Origin of the sequence: Candidatus Thioglobus autotrophicus, assembly GCF_001293165.1 — a bacterium.
Taxonomy (GTDB): domain Bacteria; phylum Pseudomonadota; class Gammaproteobacteria; order PS1; family Pseudothioglobaceae; genus Thioglobus_A; species Thioglobus_A autotrophicus.
This window is the reverse complement of sequence record NZ_CP010552.1, coordinates 419,354-444,376: the sequence shown is the minus strand read 5'-3', so window position 1 is coordinate 444,376 and position 25,023 is coordinate 419,354. Positions and strand designations below refer to the sequence as shown.

Annotated in this window: 24 protein-coding genes; all 24 read left to right on the top strand. The window is 34.2% G+C overall.

The annotated features are described in order from the left end of the window. Positions 1-15: 15 nt before the first annotated feature. The 24 genes from SP60_RS02350 to SP60_RS02235 all read left to right on the top strand — a co-directional run bounded on the left by SP60_RS02350 (position 16) and on the right by SP60_RS02235 (position 24,993). Positions 16-996: an NAD-dependent 4,6-dehydratase LegB gene (locus SP60_RS02350; protein WP_053951110.1), complete on the top strand. Its 981-nt coding sequence runs from the start codon at positions 16-18 to the stop codon at positions 994-996. Continuing rightward, positions 989-2,131: a LegC family aminotransferase gene (locus SP60_RS02345; RefSeq protein ID WP_053951109.1), complete on the top strand. Its 1,143-nt coding sequence runs from the start codon at positions 989-991 to the stop codon at positions 2,129-2,131. The genes SP60_RS02350 and SP60_RS02345 overlap by 8 nt, the downstream gene beginning before the upstream one ends. Continuing rightward, the gene (locus SP60_RS02340; RefSeq protein ID WP_053951108.1) at positions 2,128-2,706 is read left to right on the top strand and encodes an acetyltransferase; all 579 of its coding nucleotides are present in this window, start codon (positions 2,128-2,130) and stop codon (positions 2,704-2,706) included. The genes SP60_RS02345 and SP60_RS02340 overlap by 4 nt, the downstream gene beginning before the upstream one ends. Next, positions 2,703-3,698 (top strand): N-acetylneuraminate synthase, encoded by a 996-nt coding sequence (gene neuB / locus SP60_RS02335; RefSeq protein ID WP_053951107.1) that lies wholly within the window; start codon positions 2,703-2,705, stop codon positions 3,696-3,698. Before SP60_RS02340 ends, neuB begins: the two co-directional genes overlap by 4 nt. After that, positions 3,695-4,852: a UDP-N-acetylglucosamine 2-epimerase gene (neuC, locus tag SP60_RS02330; RefSeq protein ID WP_082319624.1), complete on the top strand. Its 1,158-nt coding sequence runs from the start codon at positions 3,695-3,697 to the stop codon at positions 4,850-4,852. Before neuB ends, neuC begins: the two co-directional genes overlap by 4 nt. Before the next feature lie 31 nt (positions 4,853-4,883). Next, a complete protein-coding gene (gene hisF / locus SP60_RS02325) occupies positions 4,884-5,633 on the top strand; it encodes an imidazole glycerol phosphate synthase subunit HisF (RefSeq protein ID WP_053951106.1) in 750 nt (249 codons plus the stop codon). Beyond that, a complete protein-coding gene (gene hisH / locus SP60_RS02320) occupies positions 5,633-6,229 on the top strand; it encodes an imidazole glycerol phosphate synthase subunit HisH (RefSeq protein WP_082319623.1) in 597 nt (198 codons plus the stop codon). Before hisF ends, hisH begins: the two co-directional genes overlap by 1 nt. A gap of 22 nt (positions 6,230-6,251) precedes the next feature. Beyond that, entirely contained in the window at positions 6,252-7,466 is a 1,215-nt protein-coding gene (locus SP60_RS02315; protein WP_053951105.1) for an N-acetyl sugar amidotransferase, read from the top strand. A 23-nt stretch (positions 7,467-7,489) separates the two neighbouring features. Further along, positions 7,490-8,539, top strand: coding sequence for a nucleotidyltransferase family protein (locus tag SP60_RS02310; RefSeq protein ID WP_053951104.1), 1,050 nt, complete (start codon positions 7,490-7,492; stop codon positions 8,537-8,539). Next, positions 8,539-9,276, top strand: coding sequence for an acylneuraminate cytidylyltransferase family protein (locus SP60_RS02305; protein ID WP_053951103.1), 738 nt, complete (start codon positions 8,539-8,541; stop codon positions 9,274-9,276). Before SP60_RS02310 ends, SP60_RS02305 begins: the two co-directional genes overlap by 1 nt. Then, positions 9,269-10,258: a sulfotransferase family protein gene (locus SP60_RS02300; RefSeq protein ID WP_053951102.1), complete on the top strand. Its 990-nt coding sequence runs from the start codon at positions 9,269-9,271 to the stop codon at positions 10,256-10,258. Before SP60_RS02305 ends, SP60_RS02300 begins: the two co-directional genes overlap by 8 nt. Positions 10,259-10,263: 5 nt before the next feature. Continuing rightward, positions 10,264-10,881, top strand: coding sequence for a class I SAM-dependent methyltransferase (locus SP60_RS02295; protein ID WP_053951101.1), 618 nt, complete (start codon positions 10,264-10,266; stop codon positions 10,879-10,881). A 34-nt stretch (positions 10,882-10,915) separates the two neighbouring features. Then, positions 10,916-12,118, top strand: a complete 1,203-nt coding sequence (locus tag SP60_RS02290) for a glycosyltransferase (protein WP_053951100.1) — start codon at positions 10,916-10,918, stop codon at positions 12,116-12,118. Positions 12,119-12,140: 22 nt separating this feature from the next. Next, positions 12,141-13,214 (top strand): glycosyltransferase family 4 protein, encoded by a 1,074-nt coding sequence (locus SP60_RS02285; RefSeq protein ID WP_053951099.1) that lies wholly within the window; start codon positions 12,141-12,143, stop codon positions 13,212-13,214. A gap of 71 nt (positions 13,215-13,285) precedes the next feature. Beyond that, positions 13,286-14,686, top strand: coding sequence for a hypothetical protein (locus SP60_RS08380; protein WP_053951098.1), 1,401 nt, complete (start codon positions 13,286-13,288; stop codon positions 14,684-14,686). Positions 14,687-14,741: 55 nt separating this feature from the next. Continuing rightward, complete coding sequence (locus SP60_RS02275) at positions 14,742-15,551, top strand: transglutaminase-like domain-containing protein (RefSeq protein ID WP_053951097.1); 810 nt, start codon at positions 14,742-14,744, stop codon at positions 15,549-15,551. 72 nt (positions 15,552-15,623) lie between these two features. Continuing rightward, positions 15,624-16,622: a glycosyltransferase family 2 protein gene (locus tag SP60_RS02270; protein ID WP_053951096.1), complete on the top strand. Its 999-nt coding sequence runs from the start codon at positions 15,624-15,626 to the stop codon at positions 16,620-16,622. A gap of 130 nt (positions 16,623-16,752) precedes the next feature. Beyond that, positions 16,753-19,113 (top strand): PEP/pyruvate-binding domain-containing protein, encoded by a 2,361-nt coding sequence (locus tag SP60_RS02265; protein WP_053951095.1) that lies wholly within the window; start codon positions 16,753-16,755, stop codon positions 19,111-19,113. Continuing rightward, positions 19,067-19,645 carry an adenylyl-sulfate kinase gene (locus tag SP60_RS02260; protein ID WP_335337619.1) on the top strand — a complete coding sequence of 193 codons (579 nt, stop codon included), beginning with the start codon at positions 19,067-19,069 and terminating at the stop codon, positions 19,643-19,645. Before SP60_RS02265 ends, SP60_RS02260 begins: the two co-directional genes overlap by 47 nt. Further along, positions 19,645-20,286 carry a gamma-glutamyl-gamma-aminobutyrate hydrolase family protein gene (locus tag SP60_RS02255; RefSeq protein WP_082319620.1) on the top strand — a complete coding sequence of 214 codons (642 nt, stop codon included), beginning with the start codon at positions 19,645-19,647 and terminating at the stop codon, positions 20,284-20,286. Before SP60_RS02260 ends, SP60_RS02255 begins: the two co-directional genes overlap by 1 nt. Next, entirely contained in the window at positions 20,276-21,049 is a 774-nt protein-coding gene (locus tag SP60_RS02250; RefSeq protein ID WP_053951094.1) for a phosphocholine cytidylyltransferase family protein, read from the top strand. Before SP60_RS02255 ends, SP60_RS02250 begins: the two co-directional genes overlap by 11 nt. Before the next feature lie 132 nt (positions 21,050-21,181). Next, positions 21,182-22,873 carry an ABC transporter ATP-binding protein gene (locus tag SP60_RS02245; RefSeq protein WP_233487281.1) on the top strand — a complete coding sequence of 564 codons (1,692 nt, stop codon included), beginning with the start codon at positions 21,182-21,184 and terminating at the stop codon, positions 22,871-22,873. Positions 22,874-23,034: 161 nt separating this feature from the next. Continuing rightward, positions 23,035-24,033 (top strand): UDP-N-acetylglucosamine 4,6-dehydratase (inverting), encoded by a 999-nt coding sequence (pseB, locus tag SP60_RS02240; protein ID WP_053951092.1) that lies wholly within the window; start codon positions 23,035-23,037, stop codon positions 24,031-24,033. A gap of 39 nt (positions 24,034-24,072) precedes the next feature. Next, on the top strand, positions 24,073-24,993 hold the full coding sequence (locus SP60_RS02235) for a phytanoyl-CoA dioxygenase family protein (RefSeq protein WP_144418571.1): 921 nt from the start codon (positions 24,073-24,075) through the stop codon (positions 24,991-24,993). Positions 24,994-25,023 lie beyond the last annotated feature (30 nt).

The following is a 25,023-nucleotide window of genomic DNA, read 5'->3' as shown; positions in this document are numbered from 1 at the left end:
TATTGGAGTAATGTTATGTCAATAGCGCTTGTTACTGGGGCAGATGGCTTTATAGGCTCACGACTTGTTGAGCTGCTTGTAAAAAAAGGCTATAAAATCAAAGCACTTTCTCAATATAATTCTTTTAATAATTGGGGCTGGATTGAGGATATTGAATGCAAGGATAAAGTTGAAGTACTAACTGGTGACATAAGAGATCCTCATTATTGTAAATTTATTACCAAAAATGTAGATATTATTTTTCATCTCGCGGCTTTGATAGCTATTCCTTACTCTTATGTTGCTCCAGATAGCTATGTAGATACAAACATCAAGGGGACATTAAATATCTGCCAAGCAGCAAAAGAACAAGGTAATATACGAGTGATACACACCTCAACTAGCGAAGTATATGGCACAGCACAATATACACCAATTGATGAAGAACATCCAATGCAGCCCCAGTCTCCATACAGTGCAACAAAAATTGCAGCTGATGCAATGGCAATGAGTTTTTATAATGCATTCAATCTACCCGTTACTATTGCAAGGCCATTTAATACTTATGGTCCTAGGCAGTCTGCTAGGGCAGTTATTCCTACAATAATTACACAGATTGCAAATGGTGCAACAAAAATTAAGTTGGGCGATATAACACCAACAAGAGATTTTAATTATGTAGATGATACTTGTCGTGGATTTATAGCCCTTGCAGAGTGTGATGAGTCTATCGGTCAAGTAGTTAACATAGGTTCTAATTTTGAAATTAGTATTGGCGATACACTGAATATGATTAAAGAGTTAATGGATAGTGATGTTAAATTTATTGTAGATAGTCAGCGCATTAGACCAGAAAAATCAGAAGTTTTCCGACTTTTGTGTGACAACTCTAAAATAAAAAAATTAACTGGGTTTAAGTCACAAGTTGGCATTAGGGAAGGTTTACAAAGGACCATCGATTGGATTTTAAAATCAGATAATCTCAAGAAATATAAATCAGAAATATACAATGTTTGATAGTGTAATTGATTTTATTCAGAATCTCTACCAAACAAACAGCCCTATACCTTTACATGAGCCAAAATTTATCGGTAATGAGAAAAGGTATTTAAGTGAATGCATAGACTCAACATTTGTATCATCTGTAGGTAGATTTGTAGATAGGTTTGAAGAAGAGATTGCTAAATATACTGGGGCTAAATATGCTATAGCAACTAGCAATGGTACATCTGCTCTGCACGTCGCTTTACTGATTGCTAATGTTAGGAAAAATGATGAAGTAATTACCCAACCGCTTACATTTATTGCCACTTGTAATGCAATTAATTATTGTGGCGCACTACCAATATTTATTGATGTTGATAAGGATACGATGGGTTTATCTCCGTCAGCGTTAAAAGAATTCCTTGAGAATTTTACATTGATCAAAAATCAGCAATGCATTAACAGTAAAACTGGTAAGGTTATTAAGGCGTGTATTCCTATGCACACATTTGGGCATCCTTGCAGAATAGATGAAATTAAAGATATTTGTGATAAATATCATATTGTTTTAATAGAAGATGCAGCCGAGAGCCTAGGTAGTATGTATAAAAATAAACACACTGGCACATATGGTCAAATGGGCATAATGAGCTTTAACGGCAATAAAATTATTACCGCTGGCGGCGGTGGTTGCATTATTACAGATGATGAAGAGTTGGCAAAAAAAGCCAAGCATTTAACCACAACTGCAAAAGTTCCACATAAATGGGATTACACACACGATATGATTGGTTACAATTATCGTATGCCAAATTTAAATGCTGCTTTATTGGTTGCTCAATTAGAAAATCTTGATAGTTTCTTGCTTAGAAAGCATGAATTAGCAACTATATATGCAAAGTTTTTTAATAATAGTAATTATAGATTTGTTAATGAGCCAAAAGGCGGAAAGTCAAACTATTGGCTTAATTCAATCATTCTTAATAATAAACAACAGCGAGATGATTTTTTGAATGAGACCAATTCACAGGGTGTGATGACTCGCCCAATTTGGACATTAATGAATAAGTTGCCAATGTTTGAAAGTGCACAATGTGGTGATTTAACTAGTTCAGAATGGCTAGAGGAAAGAGTTGTTAATATTCCTAGTAGCGTGATGATTCCATGAAAGAGATAATCTTAATTGGGGGTGGTGGGCACTGTAAATCTGTTATTGATGTTATTGAGAGAGAGGGCCGATTTAAGATTGCAGGAATAGTGGATAAGCCAGAACTTTTAGGATCCAATGTCCTTGGGTATCCTATTATTGGTAATGATTCTGACTTGCCTATTTTGGTAAAGAAATATAATTATGCCCTAGTAACAACTGGGCAAATTAAATCACCATCACTTAGAATAAAATTATTTGATTTAGCTGTCGATGCTGGATTCATACTACCTAGCATTGCCTCTCCGAATGCTTACGTATCTTCGCATGCCTCTATTGGCAATGGTGTTGTTATAATGCATAATGCATTAATTAATGCGAGCGCCACAATAGGCAATAATTGTATTATAAATTCGAAAGTATTAATTGAGCATGATTGCCAAATATCTAAGCATTGCCACATTTCTACAAATGCAACCATCAATGGCGGTGTTATAGTGCAATCTGGATGTTTTATTGGTAGTGGTGTGATAACTAAAGAGTCAATCACAATAGGTAAGAATAGCTTTATTAAGGCCGGGAGTTTGGTGACATGAGTGTATTTATTATTGCAGAAGCTGGTGTTAACCATAATGGTTCAGTTGATTTGGCAAAGCAATTAATTGATGTAGCCGCCAATTCTGGGGCTAATGCTGTTAAATTTCAATCTTTCAAGGCTGAAAATTTAGTAGCTAAAAACACTCAGAAGGCTGAATATCAAAAGCAAACTACCAATGCGTCAGAATCTCAGTTTGATATGCTAAAAAAGCTTGAGCTTGATATGGAAACCCATAAGGAATTGATTGCTTATTGCCAAGAGAAAGACATAATGTTTTTATCTACACCATTTGATCATGATAGTATCAATCTCTTGAGTGATTTAGGAATGCAAATTTTCAAAATAGCTAGTGGTGAAATTACCAATTTGCCATATTTGAGGCATGTTGGCTCATTAAATAAACAGATTGTACTATCAACAGGTATGTCAAGCCTTAAAGAGGTTGAAAGTGCATTAAATGTTTTGATTAATTCAGGATCATTAAAAGAAAATATAACAGTATTACACGCAAATACAATGTATCCAACACCAATGGAAGATGTAAATCTCAATGCAATGTTGACAATACATAAGGAATTTGACGTCAATGTTGGCTACAGTGATCACACATTAGGTATAGAAGTAGATATAGCCGCTGTAGCAATGGGCGCCTCATGTATAGAAAAGCATTTTACGTTGGACAAAACAATGGATGGCCCAGACCATAAAGCATCATTAGAGCCGAAAGAATTGAAAGCGATGGTAAATGCTATTAGGAATATTGAAAAAGCGCTAGGTAGTAGCAAGAAGAAACCATCATCAAGCGAGAGTGCCAACATCGAGATTGCAAGAAAATCTATTATTGCCAGTCAGAATATTAAAAAAGGCGATTTGTTAACAGATGGAAATATAGCCACTAAAAGGCCAGGAAGTGGCATTAGTCCGATGCAATGGGATGAAGTTATAGGAACAGTTGCCTCTAAAGACTACAATACAGATGAGTTAATATGACCAAAAGAAAAATCTGCGTTGTTACTGGAACAAGGGCGGAATACGGATTGCTTTATTGGCTAATGAAGGAAATTGATGCCGATACCGCTTTAGATTTGCAAATTATTGCAACTGGCATGCACTTGTTTGAAGAATTTGGCAATACTTACCAACAGATTGAAAAAGACGGTTTTTCGATTGATAAAAAAGTAGATATATCGCTTTTGTCTGATAGTAAATTGGCGATTAGCAAGTCTATGGGAATAGGCATAACTGAATGTTCTAAAGCATTTGCCGACTTACGTCCAGATTTGTTGGTGGTTCTAGGTGACCGTTTTGAGATCTTCTCGGCGGTGAGTGCGGCAATGATTGCAAAAATACCTGTAGCACATTTACATGGTGGGGAGGCTACTGAGGGTGCATTTGATGAATATATTAGACATTCAATAACCAAGATGAGCCATTTACACTTTGCTGCTACCGATGAGTATAGAAATAGAATTATTCAATTAGGGGAGTGTCCAAGCAGAGTTTTTAATGTGGGCGGCTTAGGGATTGATAATATTAATAAGTTACAATTATTGTCTAAATCTGATTTTGTAAATATTATTAATTTTGAACTTGGTCAGAAAAATATATTGGTTACATTTCATCCAGTTACTCTTGAAAACTCCACGTCAGGAACTCAGTTTCAAGCGTTATTAGACTCCATTAGTGAGTTAAAAAATACAAAAATAATATTTACAAAAGCTAATAGTGATACTGATGGGAGGATTATAAACAGTATGATAGATAACTATGTTGCTAAGCACAATAATACTATTGCCTTTGCATCAATGGGGCAGTTGAATTATCTTAGCGCTTTGCAGTTTATGGATGCTGTTGTGGGTAATAGTTCTAGTGGCTTGCTTGAGGCGCCAAGTTTTAAAATTGCAACTATTGATATAGGTGATAGACAAAAAGGACGTATTAAAGCGGATAGCGTTATAAGTTGCCTGCCTACGAAAGAGAGCATTGATAGTGCATTTGATAAGTCATATTCTGAAGACTTTCAAAATATAGTTGATAACACTAAAAATCTTTATGGAGACGGGGGGTCAAGTAAAATGGTTGTAAAAGTGATTAAAAATTTTGATTTGAATGGAATTCTTAAAAAAACTTTTTATGACTTATAAAAAATACTCTTAATTTAAGGTTGCTGAATAGATGACAGTTAGAATAATTGCAAAATTAGATGTAAAGCCACCCTATGTGGTTAAACCAGTTCACTTTGAAGGTCTTAGAAAGGTGGGAAATCCATCAGAATTAGCGAAGAAATATTATGATCAAGGGGCTGATGAGTTGTTTTATATTGACATAGTCTCTTCTTTATATCAACGTGAAATTCTTTTTAATGAAATTGAGCAAGTGGCAAATAAATTATTTATTCCGTTTGCTGCTGGCGGTGGCGTTAAAAGCATTGATGATTTTTCCAAGATGCTCCATATGGGCGCAGATAAAGTTGTTATTAATACACATGTCGTTCAAAAGGATCCAGATATTATTGACAAAGCTGCAAAAATATTTGGAAGTCAGGCAATTGTTGTTAATATAGAGGCTAAAAAGTGGGAGAATTATTGGGAGTGCTATACTGACTGTGGTCGTATTCAAGGCCAAAAAGATGTGTTACATTGGGTAAAAGAAATAGAGGAAAGAGGGGCTGGTGAGGTTTTATTGCAATCTGTAGATACAGATGGCAGGTGTAGAGGCTTTGATATTGAATTGGCGTCAAAAGTTGTGAACTTGGTAAATATTCCCGTTGTTGTGTCAAGTGGCGCTGGCTCTTTAGAGGACATTAAAGCATTGATTGAAGTGGCGCACCCTAGTGGTGTGGCGATAGCAAGCTTGCTACACTATGATAGGGTAACTATTCATGATATTAAAAAGTATCTAAATAATAATGAGGTGGTGTCATAGTGAGCAACATAATTGGAATTGTGAATTATGGAATTGCTGGCAATATTCACAGCATTAAAAAGGCTGTTGAGAGGGCTGGCGGTAATACGTTAGTTATTAATAAACCATCAGATTTTAGTTTGGTTGATAAGCTCATAATTCCAGGGGTTGGTAGTTTTAAAGATGGCATGCAAGAACTGGAGAATGATAATTTTATTAATCCCATACAAGAATTTAGTAAGCCAATCTTAGGTATTTGTCTTGGCATGCAAATAATGGCAGACTTGGGGTTTGAATTTGGCAAAACCAAAGGTTTGGGCTTGATAAGTGCAGAAGTAAAGCTGATCTTATGTGATGGAAAAATACCACACGTAGGCTTTAATAAGATTAATGTAAAGAATCCTAATGTTTTGTTAGATGGTGTAGAGAATGAGGAGTTTTATTTTATGCACTCGTATGAGATGGTTAACTATACTGATATTACTGCATTAACAAAATACAATAACCATAGTTTTGTTTCTGCAATACATAAAGGAAGCATTTATGGAGTTCAATTTCATCCAGAAAAAAGCCGTGAAGCAGGTATAAGGTTATTATCAAACTTTATTAAATTATAAGAGCAATATAGTTGGTGTATAAATGAAAGAATTAACTGGAAAATATGGCCTCCCACTTGAAGTGAAGTTTTGCAAAAAGTGCACTATGAATAATCAGAGGCCATCTTCAACTATTGAATTTAAACAAACAGCTAAAGAAAAGAAAAAGACTTTAGCTTTTGGTGAAGATGGGATTTGTGATGCATGTCGTTATGCCGAGATGAAAAAGTCTATAAATTGGAAAGATAGACACAAAGAACTTGAAGAGTTGTGTAATCGATTTAGACGCAATGATGGTCGATATGATGTCGTGGTGCCAGGTAGTGGCGGCAAGGATAGCGTTCAAGCGGCCCATATTCTGAAGTATAAGTACAATATGAATCCAATACTAATTACTTGGCCACCTGCTTTATATACTGATATTGGTAGAAGAAATTTTGATGCATGGCTAGATGCTGGTTTTGCTAATTACACCTATAATCAAAATAAAAAACTGCATCGATTTCTGACAAAGAATTCCTTTCTAAATCTTGGACATCCATTCCAGCCTTTTATTTTAGGCCAGAAAAATCTTGCCCCTAGATTATCAGTTTTATTAGATATCCCATTGGTTGTTTTTGGTGAGAATGAGGCTGAGTATGGTAATGCTATTGAAGATAATGAAAATCCCACTAGAGATCAAAAATATTATAGCGCAGAATTAAGTATACAAGATTTGGTATTGGGAGGCGTTCCTGCAAAAGACTTGATTGATGATTTTGGGTTTAAATTGTCTGATCTTGAGGCTTATTTTCCAGTGAGTCCGTATGAGATAGAAAAGACGGGAACTGAGGTTCATTATTTAGGCTACTATATAAAATGGCACCCTCAAGATGTTTATTACTATTCGGTTGAGAATAGTAACTTTATGCCAAATGATCATAGAACAGAGGGGAGTTTTAGCAAGTATAGCTCTTTGGATGATAAAATCGACTGGCTGCATTATCATACAACAACAATTAAATTTGGCATTGGTAGAGCGACTTATGATTCTGCGCAGGAAGTTAGAAATGGTGATATTACTCGAGACGAAGGAATTTCGTTAATTAAAAGGTTTGATGGAGAATTTCCGCAACAATATATTCAGGATTGTTGTAATTATATGGATATTACTATACAACAGTATCATGACGCAATTGAAAAATTCAGATCTCCGCATTTATGGAATAAGGTTAATGGTAAATGGGAATTAAAAAACCCTATTTGGAATGGAAATTAAAATATATTACGTAGATATTAGTTATGCATAATTGGAAAAAGACAATCCTCAAAGTGGAGGATACAATGGAAGTGGCCATTAAGATATTGAACCAAGAATCGTTACGCATTGTGATGGTTGTGGATGATGACGAGCGATTGATTGGCTCTATAACAGATGGTGATATTCGTCGTGGATTAATCAGCCAACTTCCAATGAATACCTTATTAACTGAAATTATGCATAAAAACCCAATAGTGGTATTAGCAGGTGGTGATAAGTCCAATATCCTTGCAAAGATGAAAGAGTTAGATTTGTTGCAAATTCCTATTGTTGATAGCGATGGAAGGATTGTTGGGCTAGAAACGTTACAGCACTTGATAGAGAAGAAAAAATTTAATAATCCAGTTTTTTTGATGGCAGGAGGTTTTGGAAAAAGATTGGCGCCACTTACTAACAACACTCCCAAACCACTATTAAAAGTAGGGAATAAACCAATTCTTGAAAATATTATAAATCAGTTTATTGATGCAGGATTTTATAATTTTTATATTTCAACACATTACAAAGCTGAAATGGTGCGAGAGTATTTTGGTGATGGTAGTGATTGGAATGTAAGCATTAAATATATTTATGAAGATGAACCACTGGGTACTGCCGGTAGTCTCGGATTATTGCCGGATAACTTGCCAAGACTGCCAATATTAATGATGAATGGAGATTTGTTAACTAAGATAGATTTTAAAGAGCTGTTGAGATTTCATCTTCAAGAGGGCGAAGATGTAACAATGTGTGTACGAGAATATGATTTTCAGGTGCCTTATGGAGTGGTTGAAACTAACGGAAAGTATGTTATATCCATTGAAGAAAAGCCTATTCATCGTTTTTTTGTTAATGCAGGTATTTATGTATTAAACCCTTCGATGCTTGATATGGTTGATGGGAAAAGTTATTTAGATATGCCTCAGTTATTGGAACAAAAAAGAAGAGATTCTGGGAAAATTAACATGTTTCCTGTCCATGAATACTGGCTAGATATTGGGCAAATAGAACAGTTTGACCAAGCACAAAGAGATGTGAGTCAATTTTCATAATGATTGGCAAAAAAAAAGTTTTAGCTATTATTCCTGCGAGAGGTGGGAGTGAGCGTATACCAAAGAAAAATATTCTTAATTTATCGGGAAAACCACTAATTTCTTGGACAATCGAAGCGGCGTTAGCATCAAAATATATTGACAATGTAGTTGTGTCAACAGATGATAATGAAATTTCAACAGTTGCTAAAAAATACGGTGCAAAAGTACCGTTTATACGGCCAGATAAATTTTCCTCAAACCATGCAAGCTCAATCAGTGTTGTTTTGCACGCGATAGAATTTTTTCAAAAGGCTGATGAACGGTATGATTATGTTGTCCTTTTGCAACCAACTTCCCCACTGCGAACTGTTAAAAATATAGATGAGTCTATAGAGTTGCTACAGCAAAAAAAATGTGATGCGATAGTTAGTGTATGTAATGTAGATCATAGCCCGTTGTGGTGTAATACAATCCCATCTAGTGGAAGTTTGTCAAATTTTTTGGATAATCAGGTGTTAAATAGCAGAAGTCAAGATTTGGAAAGTTACTACAGATTAAATGGCGCCATCTACCTCTGTAAGATAGAAAGAATATTGAATGAAAAAACTTTTTTTATACAAGATAATATTTACTCTTATAAAATGAATAGAGAGAGCTCTATAGACATAGATGAAATGATTGATTTTAATATTGCAAAAATGCTAATGTCTAATCGCTGCCGAGAAGTAAAAACAACAAGAGACTTATATGTCTAAATCTGTAAAAAAAAAGTTCACTCTAAATTTGCGTGATAAGGAAAATTTTCCTCCAAAATTCGTAATAACTTTAGGAACTTTTTACTCTGGCGCAGGTGCAGTGTATGATTTTTTATCTGGTAGAAGTGACTCATACGATCCGCTTAATGGAGAGGAATATCTTTTACCTCAAGTGCCATACGGGATAATGTCACTTCATGCATCATGTGGATTTTTTTTTAGTCATCCAAGTGCGCATTTAAATATAGTTAAATTTAAAAAAATAGCATATAAGCTAGGTCGTAAACACACCAAATATAATCCTGGAATGGGGTATGGGGATAATATCAATGCGTATTATAAATTAATTGACTTATATGTTGATAGTCTTGTTGTTAGTTCGCTTCCCTATAACTCCCACTGGGAATGGTTTACTGCGCCATTCTTTAAGAGAATATATAACCGTCTAAAAATAATAAATAAAGACTATGCTAAAGATAAGTATTTACCCACCATTGGAGTAGATTTTGTTGAAAAAACTCGTGAATTGCATTTGAAAATGTTTGGAGTTCATGATAAAAAGTACACTTTACTTAATCAGGCAGGATCTGGCTGGAATCCAGTCAATTCAACTGATTATTTTCCTAATAGAAAGGTTATTCTTGTTGTTAGAGATCCTAGAGACCAGTATTGTGAGTTAAAAAAGCATAAAAATGCTCGGTCTGTCAGTGAATATATTGACTGGTATAAGGAAATGATGTTAAGGATAGAATCTGTAGATAGTGATTTTATTAAAATAGTTCGATTTGAAGAATTTGTTGAAAGACATAGTGTTGTTTCCGATGAAGTATGTGATTTTTTGAGTATTGACAAGGGTTTATACTCAAATTATGACTCTGTCGCTTCAAGCAAAAATATCGGTATATATAAGGAACTTTTGGATAAAGATGAGCTAAGGCTCATTGAAAGGCATTTAAAGGAATATTTATACAACAAGGTTTAAAAAAAATGATTATAAAATTTATAAAAAAATATATTGTAAGATTTGAATTTCTAGAAGGCTATCTTTCCAAATCCAATATAAATATTAGAATAGCAGCACTAGAAAAATACATACCTAAGGGTGGCATTGGTGTTGAATTAGGTGTTTTTAAAGGCAGGTTTTCCGAGGTCTTATTAAAAAATACAAAGCCAAAGTTGTTATATTTAATTGATCCATGGTACCAATATGAGGCTCAGTGGGAGTGGGCATCAGGTGATAAGAGTACAATTAATGCATTACGCAATATATTGAGAAAATTTAAGAAAGATATTGAGAGTGGACTGGTTAAATTGTATGTAGATAGCGACATAGATATATTAAAAAGATTCCAGTCAAATAGTTTGGATTGGGCGTATATTGATTCTTCACATGAGTATGAGCATACTACTATTGAGCTAGGCTTACTCTGTCAAAAAATAAAAAAAGGAGGGGTTATTGCAGGAGATGATTGGTACCCTGATCCTCATCATAAGCACCATGGTGTTTATAAGGCCGTTCAGGAATTTATCGATTCAGGAAAAATAAAACTGATATATTCTGGAGAAAAAGATAGACAGTGGGTAACTAAAAATCTTTGTGATTAGGATTTTTTTAAACTAAAAGATACTATACGATTATATGAATAAAGTTTTGTACATCACTCGTAATGGGCTTCTAGAGCCATTGGGTCAGAGCCAGGTTATGCCGTATTTAAGAGGTTTGTCATCTTACTATAAAATTTCTCTTATAACCTTTGAAAAGGAAAAAGATGTTAATAATTCTGATAGATTCGAAAGATTAAAAAAAGAATGCCAGTCACTTGGAATTTGTTGGAATCCTCAATATTATAGATATCACCCTACTTTGATTGGATCGGCATGGAGTATGATTAAATTTCTCACTCTTTGTTTAAAAGTGGTAAAAAAAGATAGTATTAAACTTATCCATGCGCGCTCATACTTGCCTGCTGCCGTCGCATGGATTGTATATAAAGTTACCAAAGTTCCTTTTATTTTTGATATGCGTGCCCTTTGGCCTGAAGAGTTGATAACATCGTCACGCATTAATCGAAATTCTTTTTTACATAAAATAATAATTTTAATTGAACGATTGTGTTTGCGTGACGCATCTACTGTTGTTACTTTGACAAATGCATCTGTTAAATATCTTAATAAGAAATACTCAAAAGAATTGAAAAATAAAGAGCTGGTTGTAATTCCTACTTGTGTCGATTTGAATAAATTTCCTATGCTTGTGTATGATAAATCCCAAGAAAATAAATCCATGGTACATGGGTGTATTGGTACTGTATTGAGCGGATGGTTTGACATTAAATGGCTTTCAATTTGGTTTAATAAATTAGCTGAAATTGATCAAAATTCAACTTTCGAGATAATATCCCAAGACGATCCCACAATAATCCAATCACTTGTTGATCCAAAGAATGTATTAGGAAGGCGCTTGAAGATATCTTCATGTTTGCCACAAGATATTCCGAATGCAATCAAGGAGCATTCAATATCTACAATGTTCTATAAGGGGGGTGAGACGTCTGAACTTGGGCGCTCTCCAACTCGTCTGGCAGAAGTTCTTTCGACTGGCATGCCGGTAGTGGTGAATCGTGGTGTTGGAGATGTGGCAGATGTTGTTACACAAAATAGAGTGGGCATTGTTTTAGATGGAATTGATGCGACATCTATTTCTGATGCAATTGATAATCTTAATTCTTTATATCTTGATAAGGAAATACATAAACGCTGTCGAGATACTGCAGAAAAGATATTTTCTTTGGAATTTGGGATTAATAATTATAGAAAGATCTACACCGAAGCAATAGGATAATGTTTTATTGTTATATTTGCGAATGAAAGAGAAAATATTTTTTTTAACAAAATATGATAGAAATGGCGCCAGCAGTCGCTACAGAAGTCTCCAATATTTGCCGATGATTGGAAAGTCTGGGCTGGAATATGAAATATCTCCACTCTTTAGTGAACGATACCTTATTGAAAAATATAAAAATGGAATCACCCCATTCTTATTGGTTTTTGGTTTATTTATTCGTCGCCTACTCGCAATTTTACGTGCATCAAGCCATTCAGTTGTTGTTATTGAATATGAATTGATACCATTTTTTCCTGCAATTTTTGAATGGTTATTTCAATATAAAGGGTGTAAATTGATAATTGACTATGATGATGCTATATTCCATCGATATGATGCGCACAAAAGTTTTTTAATACGTATCCTATTTAAAAATAAAATTCGTTCTGTTATGAGATCTGCAAATATTGTTATTGTGGGAAATAAATATTTAGCTAATTATGCACATTCTGCTGGATCCAAGCAGGTAGAATTAATCCCTACAGTGGTAGATTTATCAAAATATCCAGTATTTAAATCTAATTTTCAATCAAATGTATTTAATATTGGGTGGATAGGGTCTCCCAGTACCACAAAGTATCTATATAGTATCGCCCCAGCATTGGCCCATATGTGTCAGAATGATAATGTGATTGTAACTTTGATTGGTGCAGGATCTATTGAATTGCCAGGAGTTTCATTGAAAATTCTCCCTTGGTCTGAAGAGATTGAAGTTGAGTGTTTGTCTAGTTTTGATGTTGGGATCATGCCTTTGCCAGATGAGCCTTGGGCACGTGGTAAATGTGGTTTTAAACTAATACAATATATGGCAAGTGGATTACCTGTTATTGCATCTTCGGTAGGCGTTAATAAAGAAATTGTTGATGATGGTGTTAATGGATTTTTGTCCGATTCTAATGAACAGTGGGTTGAAGCTTTGGAAAGGCTATATAGGAATGTAGATATGAGAGCTAAAATGGGGGGGGTTGGGCGAAAGCTGATTGAGAATAAATATTGTATAAATGTTACAGGAGATAAGCTAGTTCGCCTACTAACAGGATTAGTCAAAGACTAATCCTATTTTTAAACAATGAAACAATTAGTTAAAATTTAAAGTTTTCAATATGAAGAATATGAAGAATAATAATGAATATTGATTTGTCAAAATCATACGTTATAGGGTTGATTGCTTTTTTATGGGCATTAACACTAGGGCTTTCATTGCAATTAATTTTTTTACCATATGTGTTTCCAGATTTGCACGCCGGAGATGGGCTATTAAAAGGTGCAGATTGGGTCTGGTTCAATCAAATTGCAGTAGAATCAGCACATAAAATTAATGAAACTGGCTGGGATAAGTGGGAGTTAAGGCTTTTTGGGCAGGCGCCAGCTGGGATAGCTGCTGCAATTTATGCACTGACTGGGGTTTCTAAACCTTTTATGTATTTGCCATTAAATGCTATTTTATTTGGTATTGCAGTTGCAGAGTTACACAGGTTAATTTCATATATAGCTAAGGAGAATAAATACACTTGGGTTGGTGTACTGCCTCTTTTGTTATTTCCTAGCTCATTGATGATTTATGGGCAGCTACATAAAGACATATTCTCCATAGTTGGAGTATTTCTCATCTTTAATACGTTACTACTAGCTGGTGATCAAAAGGGCTGGAAAGTGTATTTATCTTTTTTTCTACGAACTATTTCAGGGCTTTTTCTGATTTGGATAGTTAGGCCATACTTTATGGAAGTGGTAAGTATCGCCTGGATGGCAGGCGTAAGTATTTTGGTGTTGTGGATTTTGTGGCGTAGACCCACACGATATAAACGATTATTGATTATTGTAACTGGCATGTTTTTTATTCATCAGTGGGGTGTGTCGCTTTCAAGTATCCAAGATTATTATGCTCCACCACCGAAGGCTAATCACATAAATTCTAATTCTATAAATTCTAATTCTATAAATTCTAATTCTATAAATTCTAATTCTATAAATTCTAATTCTATAAATTCTAATTCTATAAATTCTAATTCTATAAATTCTAATTCTATAGCTCTATTGGAGAAATTACTTGTTACGTATCCAGCTAGATTTGATCGAGTTAGGCAGAATTTTATCAATGGCTATCCAAATGCAGGCAGTATGATTGATGCCAACGTTAGATTTTATTCAGTATTAGACGTGCTAAATTATATTCCACGAGCTATTCAAATTGGATATTTGGCACCATTTCCTGATATGTGGATTGCCCAAGGAGTCAATCCTGGAAGTGGGATTATGCGAAAAATTTCCGGCATTGAGATGTTGGTTGCATATGCTGCATTTATAGCCGGATTTATAGGTCTGATTATCAAATATAACAACGAGAATATTATAATTATTGCAGCGGTATTGTTAACTGGTGCAGTAATATTGTTGGTGCAATCTATTGCAATTCCAAATGTAGGAACTCTGTATCGCATGCGCTTAGCACCTTGGCATGTGACAATAGGTTTAAGCTTATATTTTGCATTCAAGGCATTTATTTTGCATCGAATTAAGAAATAATCAAAGGTCAATATTTAAATTATCTAAAAACATATTTTTTATAGATATATCTATTATGAAAAAAATAAAACTCCTCTTATTGGTTGTATTGATTGTAAGCATTTTTATAGTTTTAAGTAAAAATACAACGCAATATATAGGTATTAATTACAAGATAATTGAATACAAAATTCCATTATATTTAAAGCTATATAATTTCTATGGCAGGCATTTAAATTATGATTATCTTGTTAATAAAATAACTCAGAATTCCAAAAATGACATAGAAAAAGTATTAGATATATCAAAATGGGTACAGAATAAAATAAGAAAAATACCAGAAGGCGTTGATGTGGTTGATAGTCACCCATTGACAATAATAGATAGAAGGCTTGGTACAGAGGATCAATTTTCTGATCTTTTGACAGTTTTATTGGTGTATGCTGGCGTGGATGCTTTTATTTGGTTTCATGAAGACAACTACAAGGATGCGGTAACTATTTTTAAAGTTAATGGCAAATGGTCAATAATAGACCCGTACTATGGAATAGTTTTTCTTAATAATGATAATAAACATGCGTCAATTACCGAATTAAAGGACTTAGATTTAAATAAGGACTTATTTATGCATAATTTGAATTATGAAAAAATAAAATCAGATAATATTAGCCTGTTTTTTGGCAATAAGTTTAATAATAAAGACGATGTAATAGGATATTACGCACGTATGTTTGACAAGCTGCCAACCAGAAAAATAATAAATAATTCTAACGTATTTGAATTGGGTGGTAGGTCGTATACCCAAAGCCCATTAAGTAGATTAAGATTTATAATATATAATTATCTAGAATTTAACATTGGACTTTCAGGATATATACAAAACTGATGCGCTTTAATTTTAAAAAAAGGCTTGAGCATGTTTTAAAATTGTATTTAATACAGTTTCAATTGGAAGTAGATGACTAAAAATAAATACATGGTTAGTGTTGTTATACCCTCTGCTCACAATGCTATTGATATTGAAAAATGTATTGATGCAGTACTAGATCAAACATACGCACCATCAGAAATAATTATTGTTGATTCATATGGATTGAACGATTATGATAAAAAACAACTACAAGCAATGTGTCAAAATAGGTGTGCATTTCATATTATTAGCCATAGTGAAACATTAAATCCAGGTGCTGCTAGAAATATAGGTGTAGAAAAAGCAAGTGGTGATTATATAGCTTTCATTGACATTATGACCATCCCTAGAGTCAATTGGTTAAGTAATTGTTTAAAGCAAATAAATACGGGCGAGGCGGTAGACATAATTTGGGGCTCTACACTCTATGTTGTTAATAATTCTGGGCTAATGACTTATGTTCGCGATTCTATTTATGGTGTAAATCCAATAAGAACACTTCCTGGATCAATTATAAAGAAAACTGTTTTTCATAAGGTTGGCCAGTTTCTTGAAAATGTTAGAACTGGAGAAGATTCTGAGTGGATGAATAGAACAATATATTTCAATTTAGTATCTATTGATAATAGCGTGATAGTACTTGATTATTATGGATTATTAAGATTAAACTTTAAAAAATTGATAAAAAAATGGCTGGTGAGTTACCGTTCTTCTGGGGGACTTGAATATTACAAATGGCAGAGGCAGTTAGCTGTTTTTATTCTACTCCCATACTTTATTTTTATTGCTTATATTTGGAATGGGTTAGTTATAGGATGGCAAGTCAACTCTTTATTTTACATACCGCATATAACTAAAATTGTAACCACCACCCCTTTTGTAATTTATTTTTTATATAGAGGGATTTTTCTACCAAGAGACAAAGGTTTGAAATTATTTCCAGGCATTCTACCACTTAGATTTTTGGCATTATTTTTTGTTGGAGCGGTTCTAGATATGGTTAAATTTTATGCATTTATAACTTTAAATAAAAAAATAAAGAAGTGATAAAAATAAGAGTATATTTTGCAGTTTAGCTAATGTGCGCGAGTCACTATTAATACTGAAAACGTTTATAATTCTATCGTTGGAATTATAATAATTACTAAAATTAGTAAACACCACAAGGGTAAGTAAATTGGGATCAAAATCAGACACTTTGCGCAATGTCCAAACTAGAGTGTCAATCTTTGTTGTTCCAAATTTTATAAGCTTTTATATAAAGGCTTATGATTTTTCCAAGGTAGTTGATCTAATAAGAAAAAACGTTAAATCTAGCAAGTTGGTTATTAGATCTTCAGCTGAAGATGAAGATACAAACTCTAGTTCCTCAGCTGGAGAATATGACTCTGTGTTGAACATTCCTCTAGACAGTCCAGAAGAAATAAGAAAGGGGGTTCAAACAGTTATTTCTAGCTATAAAAAAAAGCGTCAAATACTTCCCAATGATGAAGTTATGGTGCAAGAGATGGTACAAAATATTAACATGAGTGGCGTGGTATTTACTCATGATTTAAATACTGGTGCGCCATATTATGTAATTAATTATGATGATGAGTCTGGATTAACTGACACAGTGACATCAGGCAATGGAGAGTATTCTAATCGTACGATATTTATTCACCGTAATTCAATTAACAAACTACGTTCAGAGCGTTTTATTAAATTATTGCAAGCAGTTCAAGATCTTGAGCAAGTGATGAATAGTCAGTTTCTTGATATAGAGTTTGCACTTGGTAAAGATCTAACGCCATATTTGTTACAAGTTAGGGCAATTACTACGCAGCCAAATTGGGACAGGTCAATTACAAACGCTATTGATACAACTTTGCACGGAGTGCAATTGTTTGTCAAAAACAAGTTTGAGAGGTATAGAAAAATATATGGAGAAGTTACCGTTTTTGGGCAAATGCCAGACTGGAATCCTATAGAGATGATAGGTAGGGCTCCTAGAGCTTTAGCATCCTCACTCTATCAAACCCTTATTACAGACTCTGCTTGGAGTAAGGCAAGGTCAATAATGGGGTACATGACATCAACTGGCGAACCATTGATGGTGATGCTTTCGGGTCAGCCATTTATTGATACACGTTTAAGTTTTAATAGTTATTTGCCAAAAAATACCAATCCATTGATTGCCAAAAAATTGGTTAATCATTGGATTGGACGACTTAAAGACAATCCAGAGTTGCATGATAAAGTTGAGTTTGGCATAGCAATAACAACTTACAGTTTTGATATAGACAAAAAAATTAACAATCTAATTGGAGATGCACTAAGTGCAACTGAAAAGGGTGAGTTTAGACGGCTACATGTGCAACATACTAAAAAGCTGATTGGTGGTAATGGTAATGGATCTATTAATTGCGCATTAAGTAAGGTAGATTCATTAAGCAAAAAATATAGCAAGGTTGACTTTGTTGCCCAAAAGGATATTTTTAATTTGTATTCTATGGTTGATGACTGTGTTCAGCTGGGAACTATTCCATTTTCTATTTTGGCAAGGCATGGTTTTATTGCAAAAACTATTTTATTATCATTTGAGCAAGAGTCTATCTTAACTAGTGCAGAGATTAATGAGATTCAGTCTGGAGTACATACTGTAGCAAGTGAATTAGTCGATGATATGCATTCTTTACATTTGGGGAGGATTTCTAATAGTGATTTTATGGGAAAATATGGACACCTTCGCCCTGGGACTTATGATATAAAATCACACCGATATGATCAGATGAGCTCTATATCTACTGGATGTATTCCTAATCATCAAGAGGAGAATGTCAAGCAGTTTGAATTATCAGATGTGCAACGGAAAAAAATAAATCAGCTGCTGGAAAAAGATGGTTTTGATACAATTAATGCAGATGATCTTCTGAAGTATATACATGACGCAATAATTGGTAGAGAGTATGGTAAGTTTGTATTTACTCGTATATTGAGCAATATACTAGAATTAATTGCAAATTTTGCAGAAGATAATGGCTTAAGCCGAGATGAAATATCGCATGTTCCATTGGCATCTCTACTTAAAGTATTAAAAGAAAGTGATGAAAAATCTATAGAAGATCAACTAAGATGCATATATGTACAAGAAGAGAATAAACACAATATTAGCGCATCAATACGTCTTCCACAAGTTTTAACAGATGAAGCTGGAGTTCACATTGTGCCATTTCAAGTGAGCCACCCAAATTTTATAACCCATAAAGAAGTGACCGCTCCATTTGTATTTTTAGACTCTAGGACAGATGGAGTCTTAATAAAGGAAAAGATAGTTGTTATAGAGGGAGCTGACCCTGGGTTTGATTGGATTTTTTCACAAAAAATATCTGGCTTAATTACTAAATATGGAGGGGCTAATTCACATATGGCAATTCGCTGTGCAGAGTTTGGAGTGCCTGCAGCAATCGGATGTGGCGAACAGCGTTTTAATTCACTGACGAAAGCAAACCGTGTGCATCTTGACTGTGCTGCAGGTATTGTTAGTCCACTATACTGACAAGGATAAGATTATTAGTAGGGTTATTTGGATAACAGGATTGTCTGGATCTGGAAAGACAACATTAGGTATAAAGATAAGCAATACGCTTAAAGATAAAGGGAGTGCAGTTGTTTATCTTGATGGCGACCAATTGCGAGAAGTTTTTGGTGCGGATGCTTATACTAAAAAAAATTATAATAAAGACGTACGCTTTTTGCTTGCGATGAGATATGCGCATCTTTGCCGTGTTCTTTCTGATCAAAACATAACCGTTGTGATAGCTACTATTTCAATGTTTTCTGAAGTGTATAAGTGGAATAGAGAGAACTTGCCAAATTATTTTGAAATTTATTTAAAGGTACCTATTGCTGAATTGCGAAATCGTGACCCCAAAGGAATTTATCATAGTTATGATTCTGGCAAATTAAGACACGTATTCGGCTTGGATATAGATGTTGACGAGCCAAAGTCTCCAGATTTATTGTTTGATTATAGCAAGAAAAAATATACTACTGATGAGATGATAGTTCAAATATTGGATAAAGTATAGTGAGCATATTGATTGGGATTACTCAGCGTATTGACAAGGTTAACGCTTATAATGAATGGAGAGATTCAGTAGATCAAAGGCTAGTTGAGTGGGTTATTGATGCAGGCTTTATTCCTGTTCCAATTCCAAATAATTTGGTCAATGTATCATCAGAATCTGGCGGTCATCCATTATTAGAACAGTGGTTAAATTTATTAAATATTAATGCATTATTATTATCTGGGGGTAATGATATTGGAACGGCTGTTCAAAGAGATGTGACAGAGAATTTTTTACTTAAGTGGGCAGAGAAACATAATAAACCAGTATTGGGGATTTGTAGGGGAATGCAAATGATGGGATTACATGTTGGCGGAAAATTAATTAAGGTGTCTGGACATGTAAATACTCGCCATAAATTACAATACGATAAAGTTAGTACAATAAAGGCAGTGGAATCAGTAAATAGTTATCACAATTATGCTTTAGAAGGCTGCCCAGATGTGTTTAGTGTATTGGCTAAATCTGATGATGGAAATATAGAAGCAATTAGACATAGAGAGTTGCCATGGGAAGCTTGGATGTGGCACCCAGAACGAGAAGGTAGGCTTGTAATAAGTCACTTAGAAAGATTTAAGAGGTTGATAAATAATGGTAAATAAAAATCTAAAGGTTATTATATTGGCTGCTGGAGAGGGAACGAGATTACGCCCATACACGTTAGATCGCCCAAAATGCATGGTAGAGATTGATGGTGTTAGTCTAATTGATAGGCAATTAGAAGTCCTAAAATCTGAAGGAATAGACGACATAGTAATAATTGGTGGTTATAAGTCGGAGATGCTGAAAAGGGGTGATATAAAACTTAAAGTGAATGCTAGGTATTTTGAAACAAATATGGTTTGGACTTTATTTTCAGCAGAAGAAGAGCTAGAGGGTGATGTTATTGTGAGCTATGGAGATATAGTTTATTCTAAAAATATATTGAAAGCTCTAATAAAGTCTAAGGCGGATATTGCAGTGACTATTGATAAGAAGTGGGAAGGTTATTGGAGAGAGAGAAATGAAAATCCATTAGATGACGCGGAAACATTAAAATTACGAAAAGATGGAACAATTAGCGAGATTGGACAAAAGCCAAGTTCCCTTGAAGAAATAGAAGGTCAATATATGGGATTAATGAAATTTTCTTCTGAAGGGGTAAGGCAAATAAAGTCAGCATTTCATAGCGCACTTGAAAGTGGAAAATTATTAGGAAAAGAAGTTGAAAACTCATATATGACCGATTTACTACAATTTATAGTTAGTATTGGCGGCAAAGTAGCTTCGGTTCAGATTGATGAAGACTGGGTTGAAGTAGATACGGTTGAAGATTTGCATGCTCCAATTACGCTAGAGAGAGTAAAAAGAATAAGAGTAATTTAATTGCTTAAAAAGCATGCTGTTATATTTTTTACACATGTTGCAAAACCATATTAATAATAGAAAAAATACATTATGAAACAAATAATAAGTCTGTGGCATCATTTGTCAAAGTTACGACAAAGGCAACTTTATATGTTGCTTGCACTGATGTTTATTGCTAGTATAGCCGAGGTTATTAGTATTGGTCTGACCCTCCCATTCTTGGGTGTATTTACTTCTCCAGAGCAAATTTACCAGCATTCACTTATGCAATATCCAATACAGCTTTTGAATATAACCAAACCAGACCAGTTGATATTGCCTTTAACCATTGCGTTTATAACTGTAGCCATTTTTGCGGGAATAATACGACTAACACTTTTGTATGTGACAACCAGATTATCGTATGCAATAGGTGCAGATATCAGTATAGATGTTTATCGTCGCACATTACATCAAGAGTACTCAGTTCATTTACTGAAAAATAGTAGTGAAGTAATCAATGGTATAGTAACAAAAACACATGTGGTAGTTAAAGGGGGGCTGACTCCAGCCCTTATTCTAGTAAGTTCGATAATTATGCTTGTGGGGATTGTAAGTGTACTATTCGTGATCAATATGCAAATTTCATTCTTTGCAGTTGTTGGTTTTGGTGTGCTTTATGGGATTGTAATTAAATTCACCAGGAAAAAACTTAAACAGAATAGTAGTATTGTGGCTTATCAGTCAAATGCAATAGTAAAATCATTACAAGAGGGTCTTGGTGGAATCCGAGATGTGCTTATAGATGGCAGTCAAGAATTTTATTGCACTCTTTATCGTAATGCAGACTTACCTATGCGACGAGCATCAGGAGATAATATGTTTATTTCAGGTAGTCCTAAGTTCGTAATGGAGTCCATAGGAATGAGTTTAATCGCCATCCTTGCGTACTTTTTAACTCAGAATCAAGGTGGAATAACAACTGCAATTCCGATATTAGGAGCATTAGCACTTGGAGCTCAAAGGTTGATTCCGGCATTGCAACAAGCATACAGTTCGTATAGTGCTATACAAGGATCGAGATCATCTAATCAGGATGTATTGGATCTTTTAAACCAGCCCCTGCCTATTCATGCTACTCAAAATCGATCAATAGAGATTCCTTTTAAAAAGGAGATTATTTTAAATAACATAAGTTTTAGATATTCAAAAAATACCCCTTGGGTGTTGAAAAATATTAATTTAAAAATAACCAAGGGCATGCGTGTTGGCTTTATAGGTACCACTGGAAGTGGAAAAAGCACACTATTAGATGTTATTATGGGGTTAACCCAACCAACAAAGGGAGAGGTTGTTGTTGATAATAAGGTCATAACAGTAATAAATAGACAGGCCTGGAGAAGGCATATAGCACACGTTCCACAAAGTATTTATTTATCTGACAATTCTATAGAAGAAAATGTTGCTTTTGGAATTCCTAAAGATGAAATTAATAAAAAACGAGTGGAAAAATCTATAAAGCAAGCAAAAATTGATGAATTAATAGGCGAGAGTAAAGATGGCTACCAAGCCATTGTAGGTGAACAAGGCATTCGACTTTCTGGAGGTCAGCGTCAAAGAATAGGAATCGCCAGAGCGCTTTATAAGCAAACAGACATACTGGTTTTTGATGAAGCGACAAGTGCTCTGGATAATAATACAGAGCGTGCAGTAATGAAAGAGGTAAGCGAACTGAAAAGAGATTTAACAGTTTTAATCATTGCACATCGATTATCTACCTTAAAAAATTGTGATAGGATAATAAGAATAAACAATAATGGCTCAGTGGATGTAGGAACATATGACGAAATGATTAACTCTTAATACTGGTAAACAAGATATGCATCCATACAAATTCTTCTAGAATTAATTACTAGCACATAATATTTGTTCAGAGCAAAATAGTAAGCAGAGTAAGGTATTATTACCACACTTAGAGTTTTACTCTACAAAAAAGAAAATTACATTTACTATTATTATTCAATATGCTAACAAATAAATCAATACTTATTACCGGTGGGACGGGCTCTTTTGGCCATGCCTTTATCCCAATGACATTGGAAAAATACAACCCAAAGAAAATAGTTGTATTCTCTAGAGATGAAATGAAACAATGGGAAATGGCAAAATTATTTAAAAACGACCCAAGAGTGCGTTTCTTGATTGGGGATGTGCGTGATAAAGATAGATTGTTTCGAGCACTTGATGATATTGATTATGTGGTACATGCTGCAGCCACTAAAATTGTTCCTACTGCCGAATATGACACATTTGAATGTGTAAAGACTAATGTATTTGGTGCTATGAATTTGATCGATGCTTGTATTGATAAAGGCGTAAAAAAGATTGTCGCACTGTCTACTGATAAAGCCAGTAGCCCTACTAATCTTTATGGTGCAACCAAATTAACATCTGATAGGTTGTTTATTTCTGGTAATTCATATAGTGGCTATCATGATACGTCTTTCTCAGTGGTAAGATACGGCAATGTAATGGGGTCTCGTGGCTCAGTTATTCCATTTTTTATGTCAATTTCTGAAGGTGGCGTATTGCCAATCACAGATAATAGGATGACACGTTTTATGATTTCTCTAGAAGAAGGGGTCGAGCTAGTATGGCACACCTTTGATGATATGAAGGGTGGTGAAATTTATGTGAAGAAAATCCCTTCTATGAAGGTAACTGATGTGGCATTAGCAGTTAATAAGAACGCCAAGCAAGAAGAAGTTGGTATTCGCCCAGGTGAGAAGTTACATGAGCAGATGATTGGCTCAGAAGATGCACTTTATACTTATGAATACCCAGAGTATTATAAAATTTTACCATCTATTAACGAGTGGGCTAAAGATCCAGAAAGAATTGGAAATGGTGTCAAGGTTAAGTCAGACTTTATATATTGTTCTGACAGTAATAAAGAGTGGATGAGTGTTAAAATATTACAAGATTGGATTGAGAAAAATCGCAATAAAATCGATAATATATAATTATCGAACTAATATGATAATAAAGGTGTTTTTTGTAGTTTGGCAAGAGAAGAGATGAGATTTTTAACGCATAAAGAATGGAACTATTTTAAGAAGTTTGGGTATGTTTTAATTGAATCTGGACTAGAGAGTTCACAAGTTTTATTAGATGCTCAAAAGTCGTTTAAAAAAATTCTTGCTCAGGCGGAAAGTGGAGAGTATCCATACTTTCGTGTCTATGATGATTATCTTAGTAAGGTAGTAAATATAGCAGGAATAGAAATGCCATTCCATTCAGATATTCTTGATAAGCGTATGGCTGCACTTTTAAACTCTTCAAGCCTAATTACAGGTGTTAAAGACATAGTGGGAGAGGGTAGGTTAAAATTAGATTTGTCAAGATATCATACAACCCGAGAAGATTTTGGCCATATTGGCAATTGGCATAGAGATGCAGATGTTGGAAATAGCATGTATCTTCAAGTTAGCATGTTTTTATTTGATGAGCAAGGGCTTGAACTTATGCCTATGTCGCATATAGAAAAAGATAAGGTGGTTGAAGAAAAGATAAAACAACGCTCCTCGGATAGGATAGAGGGGTCTATCTACCCGAAGTGCAAGGCCGGTAATATACTATTTTTTGACCCTGCTATTCTACATCGTGGAATCTGTAACTCATTTAGAGGCAACATACATTTCAGATTCAGTCTAGACAATAATTATGAACACCTTGAGTTTAAGAATATAGTTGAATTCAATCAAGATTGGATTGATGTTTTATCAAATAAAAATTCTATTATAGTGAGTCCAAGATTAAAAAAGTATGTTCAACCGACTGGAGTCCTATATTTCTTGAAGAAGAGTTTAAAGACTTTTGTACACTATGTATTTTTCTTTCTTCCTTATAATTTCTTTTTGTTTAGAAAATTACATGTTCATCCAAATCTTAAGCTAAGGAAGTTCTTTTATAAAGATGTATAGATTATTAAGAAAACTAACAAAGACATTTTA

Excerpts from the sequence above, each read along its gene's own strand:
- SP60_RS02350 (WP_053951110.1), top strand. The coding sequence starts at position 16 with ATGTCAATAGCGCTTGTTACTGGGGCAGATGGCTTTATAGGCTCACGA.
- SP60_RS02345 (WP_053951109.1), top strand. The coding sequence starts at position 989 with ATGTTTGATAGTGTAATTGATTTTATTCAGAATCTCTACCAAACAAAC.
- SP60_RS02340 (WP_053951108.1), top strand. The coding sequence starts at position 2,128 with ATGAAAGAGATAATCTTAATTGGGGGTGGTGGGCACTGTAAATCTGTT.
- neuB (WP_053951107.1), top strand. The coding sequence starts at position 2,703 with ATGAGTGTATTTATTATTGCAGAAGCTGGTGTTAACCATAATGGTTCA.
- neuC (WP_082319624.1), top strand. The coding sequence starts at position 3,695 with ATGACCAAAAGAAAAATCTGCGTTGTTACTGGAACAAGGGCGGAATAC.
- hisF (WP_053951106.1), top strand. The coding sequence starts at position 4,884 with ATGACAGTTAGAATAATTGCAAAATTAGATGTAAAGCCACCCTATGTG.
- SP60_RS02315 (WP_053951105.1), top strand. The coding sequence starts at position 6,252 with ATGAAAGAATTAACTGGAAAATATGGCCTCCCACTTGAAGTGAAGTTT.
- SP60_RS02310 (WP_053951104.1), top strand. The coding sequence starts at position 7,490 with ATGCATAATTGGAAAAAGACAATCCTCAAAGTGGAGGATACAATGGAA.
- SP60_RS02305 (WP_053951103.1), top strand. The coding sequence starts at position 8,539 with ATGATTGGCAAAAAAAAAGTTTTAGCTATTATTCCTGCGAGAGGTGGG.
- SP60_RS02300 (WP_053951102.1), top strand. The coding sequence starts at position 9,269 with ATGTCTAAATCTGTAAAAAAAAAGTTCACTCTAAATTTGCGTGATAAG.
- SP60_RS02295 (WP_053951101.1), top strand. The coding sequence starts at position 10,264 with ATGATTATAAAATTTATAAAAAAATATATTGTAAGATTTGAATTTCTA.
- SP60_RS02290 (WP_053951100.1), top strand. The coding sequence starts at position 10,916 with ATGAATAAAGTTTTGTACATCACTCGTAATGGGCTTCTAGAGCCATTG.
- SP60_RS02285 (WP_053951099.1), top strand. The coding sequence starts at position 12,141 with ATGAAAGAGAAAATATTTTTTTTAACAAAATATGATAGAAATGGCGCC.
- SP60_RS08380 (WP_053951098.1), top strand. The coding sequence starts at position 13,286 with ATGAATATTGATTTGTCAAAATCATACGTTATAGGGTTGATTGCTTTT.
- SP60_RS02275 (WP_053951097.1), top strand. The coding sequence starts at position 14,742 with ATGAAAAAAATAAAACTCCTCTTATTGGTTGTATTGATTGTAAGCATT.
- SP60_RS02270 (WP_053951096.1), top strand. The coding sequence starts at position 15,624 with ATGACTAAAAATAAATACATGGTTAGTGTTGTTATACCCTCTGCTCAC.
- SP60_RS02250 (WP_053951094.1), top strand. The coding sequence starts at position 20,276 with ATGGTAAATAAAAATCTAAAGGTTATTATATTGGCTGCTGGAGAGGGA.
- SP60_RS02245 (WP_233487281.1), top strand. The coding sequence starts at position 21,182 with ATGTTGCTTGCACTGATGTTTATTGCTAGTATAGCCGAGGTTATTAGT.
- pseB (WP_053951092.1), top strand. The coding sequence starts at position 23,035 with ATGCTAACAAATAAATCAATACTTATTACCGGTGGGACGGGCTCTTTT.